This window comes from Amycolatopsis sp. NPDC047767 (assembly GCF_040704195.1).
Classification (GTDB): Bacteria; Actinomycetota; Actinomycetes; order Mycobacteriales; family Pseudonocardiaceae; genus Amycolatopsis.
The window spans coordinates 77,886-85,412 of sequence record NZ_JBEYSJ010000040.1; the positions used below are offsets into that span (position 1 = coordinate 77,886).

Below are 7,527 nucleotides of genomic sequence, written 5' to 3' on the forward strand. Positions count from 1 at the left end.
GATGGCCCGCTACGAGTCCCTGCTCGACGCGCTCGGCGGCACGCCGCTCGTGGGGCTGCCCCGGCTCTCGCCCACCCACGACGTGCGGTTGTGGGCGAAGCTCGAGGACCGCAACCCGACCGGTTCGATCAAGGACCGGCCGGCGCTGGCCATGATCGAGGCCGCCGAGCGTGAGGGCCGCCTGCGGCGCGGCTCGACGATCCTCGAGCCGACCTCGGGCAACACCGGCATCTCGCTCGCCATGGCCGCGAAGCTCAAGGGCTACGGCCTGGTGTGCGTGATGCCGGAGAACACCTCCACCGAGCGCAAGCAGCTGCTGCAGGCCTACGGCGCGCGGATCGTGTTCTCGCCCGCGGCGGGCGGCTCGAACGAAGCCGTGCGGCGGGCCAAGGAGCTGGCCGAGCAGAACCCCGACTGGGTGATGCTCTACCAGTACGGCAACCCGGCCAACGCGGACGCGCACTACCGCGGCACCGGTCCCGAGCTGCTGAAGGACCTGCCGACGATCACCCACTTCGTCGGCGGCCTCGGCACGACGGGGACTCTGGTGGGCGTCGGGCGGTACCTGCACGAGGCGAAGCCCGGCGTGCAGATCATCGCGGCCGAGCCGCGGTACGGCGAGCTGGTGTACGGCCTGCGCAACCTCGACGAGGGGTTCGTGCCGGAGCTGTACGACCCCAGCGTGCTCAACGGCCGGTACTCCGTCGGCGCGTACGACGCGCTTCGCCGGACGCGGGAACTGCTGGAGAACGAAGGCATTTTCGCGGGTATCTCGACGGGCGCGGTGCTGCACGCCGCGCTGGCCGTCGCCGAGAAGGCCGCCGCTCGCGGGGAGACCGCGGACGTGGCCTTCGTCGTCGCGGACGCGGGCTGGAAGTACCTGTCCACGGGCGCGTACGCGGGTTCGCTCGACGAAGCCGCCGCGCGGCTGGACGGGCAGCTCTGGGCGTGAGGACGATCGGGCTCCTGGGCGGCATGAGCTGGGAGTCTTCGGCGGAGTACTACCGCCTGGTGAACTCGCGGGTGCGAGACGCCCTGGGCGGCTACCACTCCGCGCGGGTGGTGCTGTACTCCGTGGACTTCGCGGAGATCGAGGCGCTGCAGGCTTCGGGTGACTGGGCGGCGGCGGGCGAGGTGCTGGCCGCCGCCGCTTCGGCCTTGGAAGCGGCGGGCGCGGACGTGATCGTGTTGTGCACCAACACGATGCACAAGGTGGCTTCGGCGTTGCGGCTGCGGGTGCCGTTCCTGCACCTGGGGGACACGACGGCCGCGGCCGTGCGGTCGGCCGGCGTTTCGTCAGTGGGCCTGCTGGGGACGGCGTTCACGATGAGCCAGCCGTTCTACCGCGAACGCCTTGCGGCGCACGGGCTTTCGGTGCTGGTTCCGTCCGAAGTGGACCAGGAGCTGGTGCACCGGGTGATCTACGACGAGCTGGTGCACGGTGTGGTCCGGCCGGCTTCGCGGGCGGCCTATCGCGAGGTGATCGCGCGGCTGGTTCTTGCGGGAGCCGAGGGCGTGATCTACGGGTGCACGGAGATCGAGCTGCTCGTCGATCAGTCCGACAGCTCGGTCTCGGTGTTCCCGACCACGCGGCTCCACGCGGAGGCCGCGGTGGACTGGGCGCTGGGGCTGCGGGAGCTGCCGCCGGCTCCGGCCTGAGCTTCTGGCAGCGGGCTGGCAGGCCGTGCCAGGCGGGTGGCAGCGCGGTGTGCGCGCCGTGCCAGCGGATCACGGCAACCTTCGGTTCGAGAGCGGCTCACCGGGCCGCTCCGAACCCGAAGGAGCCACCATGAACACCGTCACGATCATCGGCGCCGGCCTCGGCGGCCTCACCCTCGCCCGTGTCCTGCACGTCCACGGCATTCCCGCCACCGTCTACGAAGCCGAGGCGTCCGCGGGTGCGCGGGCGCAAGGCGGGATGCTCGATATCCACGACTACAACGGCCAGATCGCCGTCGAAGCCGCGGAGCTCATGGCCGAATTCTCCGGTCTGATCCTCGAAGGCCGCCAGCAGACGCGGTTCCTGGACCGCGAGGGCACCGTGCTGTTCGACAAGGCCGACGACGGCACCGGAGGCCGGCCCGAAGTCCAACGCGGGGAGCTGCGGCAGCTGCTGCTCGACTCGCTCCCCGCCGGCACGGTTCGCTGGGGCCACAAGGTTCTCGACGCGCGTTCCGTGGGCGACGGCCGCCACGAGGTGACCTTCGCCGACGGCAGCGTGGTCGTGACCGACCTGCTGGTCGGCGCCGACGGCGCCTGGTCGCGCGTGCGGCCGCTGCTGTCGGGCGCGGTTCCCTCGTACGCCGGCACGGCCATGGTCGAGACCTACCTGTACGACGTCGAGACCCGCCACCCCGCCACCGCCAAGGCCGTCGGCGGTGGCTCAATGGGCGCGGTCGGATCGGACAAGGGCATCATGGCCCACCGCGAAAGCGGGGACACGATTCACACATACGTGTCGCTGACGCGGCCGCTGGACTGGTTCGCGGCCATCGACTTCACCGACCCGGCCGGCGCTGTCGCCCGCGTCGCGCAGGAATTCACCGGCTGGGCCCCGGAACTCACGGCCCTCATCACCGACGCCGACACCGCACCCATGCTGCGCCCGCACTACGTCCTGCCACTCGAGCACCGCTGGGACCGCGTCCCCGGCGCGACCCTCGTCGGCGACGCGGCCCACCTCATGCCCCCGAACGGCGAAGGCGCCAACCTCGCCATGCTCGACGCCGCCGAACTCGGCCAGGCCCTCGCCGCCCACCCGGACGACGTCGAGGCCGCGCTGTCCGAGTACGAGCACGCGATGTTCCCGCGCAGCGCCCACATCGCGATCACCAGCGCCGAGTTCGAGGCCGCCACGGCCGGCCAGAGCGACGAGGCCACGGCGGAGCACCTCATCAAGATCTTCTCGGAACTCACGGCGGGACAGGGCCCGTTCGACGCCGGCCACTAGGCTCGATCCCGTGGCCGACACCTTCGACACCGCCCTGCGGATGATGCGGCGCGCTAACAGGCAAACCCGGGAAGACGGCTTTCAGCTGCTGCTCGCCTCCGCCGCCGAGCATGTCGGCGAGCTCATCGCGGAGTTCGAGCGGGAAACCGAGGACCACGGCCTGCGCTGCTGGCTGCTGGAACTGATCGGCGCGGCGGCGTCCCCGGAGGCGCTGCCCGTCCTCGCCGCCCAGCTCGACAGCCCCGACGAAGCCTTGCGCTCGTGGACAATCCGCGGCCTGGAACGGCTGAACACCCCCGAGGCCCGGACGGCTTTGTGGCGAGCCAGGGCCAACGGGACCATCACGTAGGTCTCGGCTTCGAGCCGGCGGCGCGGGCGTGGCTCGGGTCGGACAGTGGACCGCTTTGCCTGGCACCCGTGCCTCCGCGCGGCGCAGCGGGGCCGGGTTATCGGCGGTCGGCGATCGAGGTTGCGACTGGCCGCGGCCGGCCGTGCCTGTGCGCGGTGCGGCCACCGTCTGCCGCTGGGCCGGGGCCGCGCCGCCGGGTGCGTGCGTGGCGTGGGGCAGTGCGGCTGCGCGAGCCGCCCCCGGCACCGTCGCGACCGGTCGTCGGGAGCGGCCCTGAACTCGAACATCAGGGAATTCACCCGAGGCCACCCGCACCGGACGGACGTAGCCTGGAACCCGTGAGCACACTCCCACCGCAGCCCATGCCGTTCGGGGACCAGCCGGCGGACAAGGCGAAGGCCACCGGCACGTCGAACCCGGCGAAGCGCATCCTGCCGCCCAATCCCAAGGCGGCGGCGATCGTCGCGGTGGGGTTCACGCTCGTGCTCTACCTGGTGGAGCTGCTGGACGTGATCCTGCCGGCGGACCTCGACCACGGGGGCATCGTGTCGAGGCAGCTGTCGGGGCTCGACGGGATCCTGTGGGCGCCGCTGCTGCACGCCGGCTGGGGGCACCTGTTCTCGAACACCGTGCCGGTGCTCGTGCTGTCGTTCCTGGCGATGGCGGCGGGGATCGGGCGCTGGGCGGTGGTCACGGCGATCATCTGGATCGTGTCGGGCCTGGGGGTGTGGCTGGTCGGGCCGTCGAACGCGTACACGGTGGGCGCGTCCGGGCTGGCGTTCGGGTGGCTGGCGTTCCTGCTGGTCCGCGGCATCTTCAACCGGGCGTTCGGGCAGATCGTGGTCGCCGTGGTGCTGCTGGGTCTGTGGAGCGGGATGCTGTGGGGCCTGCTGCCGGGCAACCCCGGCATCTCCTGGCAGGGCCACCTGTTCGGCGCGCTGGCCGGTGTCCTCGCGGCCTGGCTGACGGCGCGGGGCGACCGTCCCAAGAAGAAGGCGGCCGGTAGCCTCGAGGTGTGAGCACCCCGACCGCCGACGCGCCCATCGGGGTTTTCGATTCCGGCGTCGGCGGTCTCACCGTCGCCCGGTCGATCCTCGAGCTGCTGCCGGCCGAGCAGCTCCGCTACGTCGGCGACACCGCGCGCAACCCCTACGGCCCCCTCCCCATCGCGACGGCCCGCCAGTACGCCCTCGAAGCCCTCGACGAACTCGTCGAAGGCGGCGTGAAAGCCCTGGTCATCGCCTGCAACACGGCCTCGGCCGCCTGCCTGCGCGACGCCCGTGAGCGCTACGACGTCCCCGTCATCGAGGTGGTCCTGCCCGCCGCACGCCGCGCCGCCTCGGTCACGCACAGTGGCCGGGTGGGCGTGATCGGGACCGAGGGGACCGTTCGTTCCCGGGCCTACGACGACGCATTCGCCGCGGCGCCCGACGTCCAGCTCACGAGCGTCGCGTGCCACCGGTTCGTCGACTTCGTGGAGCGCGGCATCACGTCCGGGCGCCAGATCCTGGGTCTCGCACAGGGTTATCTGCAGCCGCTGATCGAAGCCGAGGTCGACACGCTCGTGCTCGGCTGTACGCACTACCCGTTGCTTTCCGGCGTGCTGCAGATCGTGATGGGCCAGGACGTCACGCTCGTCTCCAGCGCCGACGAGACGGCCAAGGACCTCTACCGCGTGCTCACCGAATTCGACCTGCTGGCCGAACGCGACACGCCGCCGCGGCACGAGTTCCTGGCCACGGGCTCGCCGGAGCCGTTCACGCGGCTGGCGGCGCGGTTCATGGGGTTCGCGCCGGGTGTCCTCGCTCCCACGAGCGCGTAAGACCGCCCCGGCACACTTAGGGTGATGGGGTGCGACTGACGATCCTCGGGTGCTCGGGCAGCGTCCCCGGGCCGAACTCCGCCGCGTCCGGGTACCTGCTGGAGGCGGAGGGGTTCCGGCTGGGCCTCGAGCTCGGCAACGGCGCGTTCGCCCAGCTCCAGATGGTGTGCGACCCGTTCGACCTCGACGCGCTCGTGTTGTCGCACCTGCACTCGGACCACTGCGCCGACGTCAACTCGCTCACGGTGCTGCGCCGCTACCACCCGGCGCCGCCGTACCCGGCCCGGCCGCGGCAGCTGCCGCTCTACGCCCCGGCCGACGCGCCGACGCGGCTGGCCCACGCGTACGCCGCCGACGCCGACGAGCGCGCCGCCGTGGACCTGTCCGACGTCTACGCCTTCCACACGCTGCGTGAGGAAACCGTGCGGATCGGGCCGTTCGACGTGACGGCCGCCGTGGTGCGGCACCCGACGCCGGCGTTCGGCCTGCGGATCTCCTACGGCGGCGCCCTCCTCGCCTACACCGGCGACACCGGCCCGTGCCCCGCGCTGGGCGAGCTGGCCGACGGCGTCGACGTGCTCCTGTCGGAGGCCTCGTGGACGGACGCGGCCGACCGGCCCGACGGCGTGCACCTGTCCGGAAAACAGGCCGGTGAGCTGGCGAAGGACGCCGACGTCGGGCGGCTGCTGCTCACCCACATCGCGCCGTGGACCGACAGCCGCGCGGTGCTCGCGGAGGCCGCGGCGGTGTTCCCGGACAGTGAGCTCGTGACGCAGGGCGCCGTCTACGAGATCTGAGCGGCGGACTGTCGGGGCGAGGCCTTAAACTCCGCCTTCCTCCCCTCCACCGCCCTCAACGGAGTGGCAGGCCACGCAGTATCTTCTCAGGCGTGACGAGGAAAGATGGCAGGAACGACGACCAGCTCCGCGACATCAAGATCACCCGCGGGTTCCAGAAGTGGCCTGCCGGTTCGGTGCTCATCGAGTTCGGCAACACGCGCGTGCTGTGCGCGGCCAGCGTCACCGAGGGTGTGCCGCGCTGGCGGGCGGGCTCCGGGCTCGGGTGGGTCACGGCCGAGTACGCGATGCTCCCGTCGGCCACCAACACCCGCGGCGACCGCGAAGCCGTGAAGGGCCGCATCGGCGGCCGCACCCACGAGATCTCCCGGCTGATCGGCCGGTCGCTGCGCGCGTGCATCGACCTCGCGGCGCTGGGCGAGAACACGATCGTGATCGACTGCGACGTGATCCAGGCCGACGGCGGCACCCGCACCGCCGCGGTCACCGGCGGCTACGTCGCCCTGCGCGACGCCATCACGTGGCTCGGCGCGGCCAACCGGCTCAACGACCCGCAGCCGCTGTCGTCCTCGGTCGCCGCGGTGAGCGTCGGCGTGGTCGACGGGCGCGTACGCCTGGACCTGCCGTACGAGGAGGACTCGCGCGCGGAGGTCGACATGAACGTGGTCGCCACCGACGCCGGCACACTCATCGAGGTGCAGGGCACGGGCGAGGGCGCCACGTTCGCGCGGTCCACTTTGGACACCATGCTCGACCTGGCGCTCGCCGGCTGCGCGACGCTCACGCAGCTGCAGAACGAGGCACTGGCGCTGCCGTACCCGGGTGAGCTGCCGCAGCCGCGCCCGGACAAGAAGAAGGGCGCCAAGTGACAAAGCTGCTGCTGGCCACGCGCAACCAGAAGAAGCTCGGCGAGCTACGCCGCATCCTCGAGGCCGAGGGTATCGCCGGCATCGAGGTGCTGGGCCTCGCCGACGTCGACGAGTTCCCCGAAGCACCGGAAACCGCGCCGGACTTCGAGGGCAACGCCGTCGCCAAGGCCCGCGACGCCGTGGCGGCCACGGGTTTGCCCGCCGTCGCCGACGACTCCGGCCTGGCGGTCGACGCGCTGAACGGCATGCCCGGCATCCTGTCCGCCCGCTGGTCCGGGCGCCACGGCGACGACGACGCCAACCTCGACCTGGTACTCGCCCAGCTCACCGACACCCCCGACGACCGCCGAGGCGCGGCCTTCGTCTGCGCCGCCGCCCTCGTTCTCCCGTCCCGCGAGGAAACCATCGTCCGCGGCGAATGGCGCGGCACGCTGCTCCGCGAACGCCGCGGCACCCACGGCTTCGGCTACGACCCGATCTTCGTGCCCGACGGCGAGACGCGCTCGTCCGCGGAGCTGGAACCGTCCGAAAAGGACGCGGCTTCCCACCGCGGCCGCGCCTTGCGCGCGCTCCTCCCGGCCCTGCGCGACCTCGCCAACGCCTGACACGGCTCGGTCCCCAGCACCCCATGTGGCGGGGGGGGGGCCGTGGGCGCCCGACGCGCCCGGGGGGGGGGGGGACGCCACCAAACCCCCCGCGGGGGGGGGGGGGGGGGACGCAAAGCGCTGGGGGTGGGGTGA

Annotated in this window: 9 protein-coding genes; all 9 read left to right on the forward strand. The window is 72.3% G+C overall.

Annotated elements, in window-relative coordinates; translation table 11 throughout:
• Position 1 precedes the first annotated feature (1 nt).
• The 9 genes from AB0878_RS42565 to rdgB all read left to right on the forward strand — a co-directional run bounded on the left by AB0878_RS42565 (position 2) and on the right by rdgB (position 7,392).
• On the forward strand, positions 2-952 hold the full coding sequence (locus tag AB0878_RS42565; RefSeq protein WP_366587654.1) for a cysteine synthase: 951 nt from the start codon (positions 2-4) through the stop codon (positions 950-952).
• Positions 949-1,659 carry an aspartate/glutamate racemase family protein gene (locus AB0878_RS42570; protein WP_366587657.1) on the forward strand — a complete coding sequence of 237 codons (711 nt, stop codon included), beginning with the start codon at positions 949-951 and terminating at the stop codon, positions 1,657-1,659. The genes AB0878_RS42565 and AB0878_RS42570 overlap by 4 nt, the downstream gene beginning before the upstream one ends.
• A gap of 130 nt (positions 1,660-1,789) precedes the next feature.
• A complete protein-coding gene (locus tag AB0878_RS42575) occupies positions 1,790-2,950 on the forward strand; it encodes an NAD(P)/FAD-dependent oxidoreductase (RefSeq protein ID WP_366587660.1) in 1,161 nt (386 codons plus the stop codon).
• 10 nt (positions 2,951-2,960) lie between these two features.
• Positions 2,961-3,299 carry a HEAT repeat domain-containing protein gene (locus AB0878_RS42580; RefSeq protein WP_366587662.1) on the forward strand — a complete coding sequence of 113 codons (339 nt, stop codon included), beginning with the start codon at positions 2,961-2,963 and terminating at the stop codon, positions 3,297-3,299.
• 362 nt (positions 3,300-3,661) lie between these two features.
• The gene (locus AB0878_RS42585) at positions 3,662-4,318 is read left to right on the forward strand and encodes a rhomboid family intramembrane serine protease (protein ID WP_366587676.1); all 657 of its coding nucleotides are present in this window, start codon (positions 3,662-3,664) and stop codon (positions 4,316-4,318) included.
• Positions 4,315-5,121, forward strand: coding sequence for a glutamate racemase (murI, locus tag AB0878_RS42590; protein ID WP_366587664.1), 807 nt, complete (start codon positions 4,315-4,317; stop codon positions 5,119-5,121). Before AB0878_RS42585 ends, murI begins: the two co-directional genes overlap by 4 nt.
• Before the next feature lie 29 nt (positions 5,122-5,150).
• Positions 5,151-5,918, forward strand: coding sequence for an MBL fold metallo-hydrolase (locus tag AB0878_RS42595; RefSeq protein WP_366587666.1), 768 nt, complete (start codon positions 5,151-5,153; stop codon positions 5,916-5,918).
• Positions 5,919-6,010: 92 nt separating this feature from the next.
• The gene (gene rph, locus AB0878_RS42600; RefSeq protein ID WP_285972903.1) at positions 6,011-6,787 is read left to right on the forward strand and encodes a ribonuclease PH; all 777 of its coding nucleotides are present in this window, start codon (positions 6,011-6,013) and stop codon (positions 6,785-6,787) included.
• On the forward strand, positions 6,784-7,392 hold the full coding sequence (gene rdgB / locus AB0878_RS42605; RefSeq protein WP_366587668.1) for an RdgB/HAM1 family non-canonical purine NTP pyrophosphatase: 609 nt from the start codon (positions 6,784-6,786) through the stop codon (positions 7,390-7,392). Before rph ends, rdgB begins: the two co-directional genes overlap by 4 nt.
• Positions 7,393-7,527 lie beyond the last annotated feature (135 nt).

Bases quoted from the DNA above. Each gene is read 5' to 3' on its own strand.
- AB0878_RS42565 (WP_366587654.1), top strand. From the start codon at position 2: ATGGCCCGCTACGAGTCCCTGCTCGACGCGCTCGGCGGCACGCCGCTC.
- AB0878_RS42575 (WP_366587660.1), top strand. From the start codon at position 1,790: ATGAACACCGTCACGATCATCGGCGCCGGCCTCGGCGGCCTCACCCTC.
- AB0878_RS42585 (WP_366587676.1), top strand. From the start codon at position 3,662: ATGCCGTTCGGGGACCAGCCGGCGGACAAGGCGAAGGCCACCGGCACG.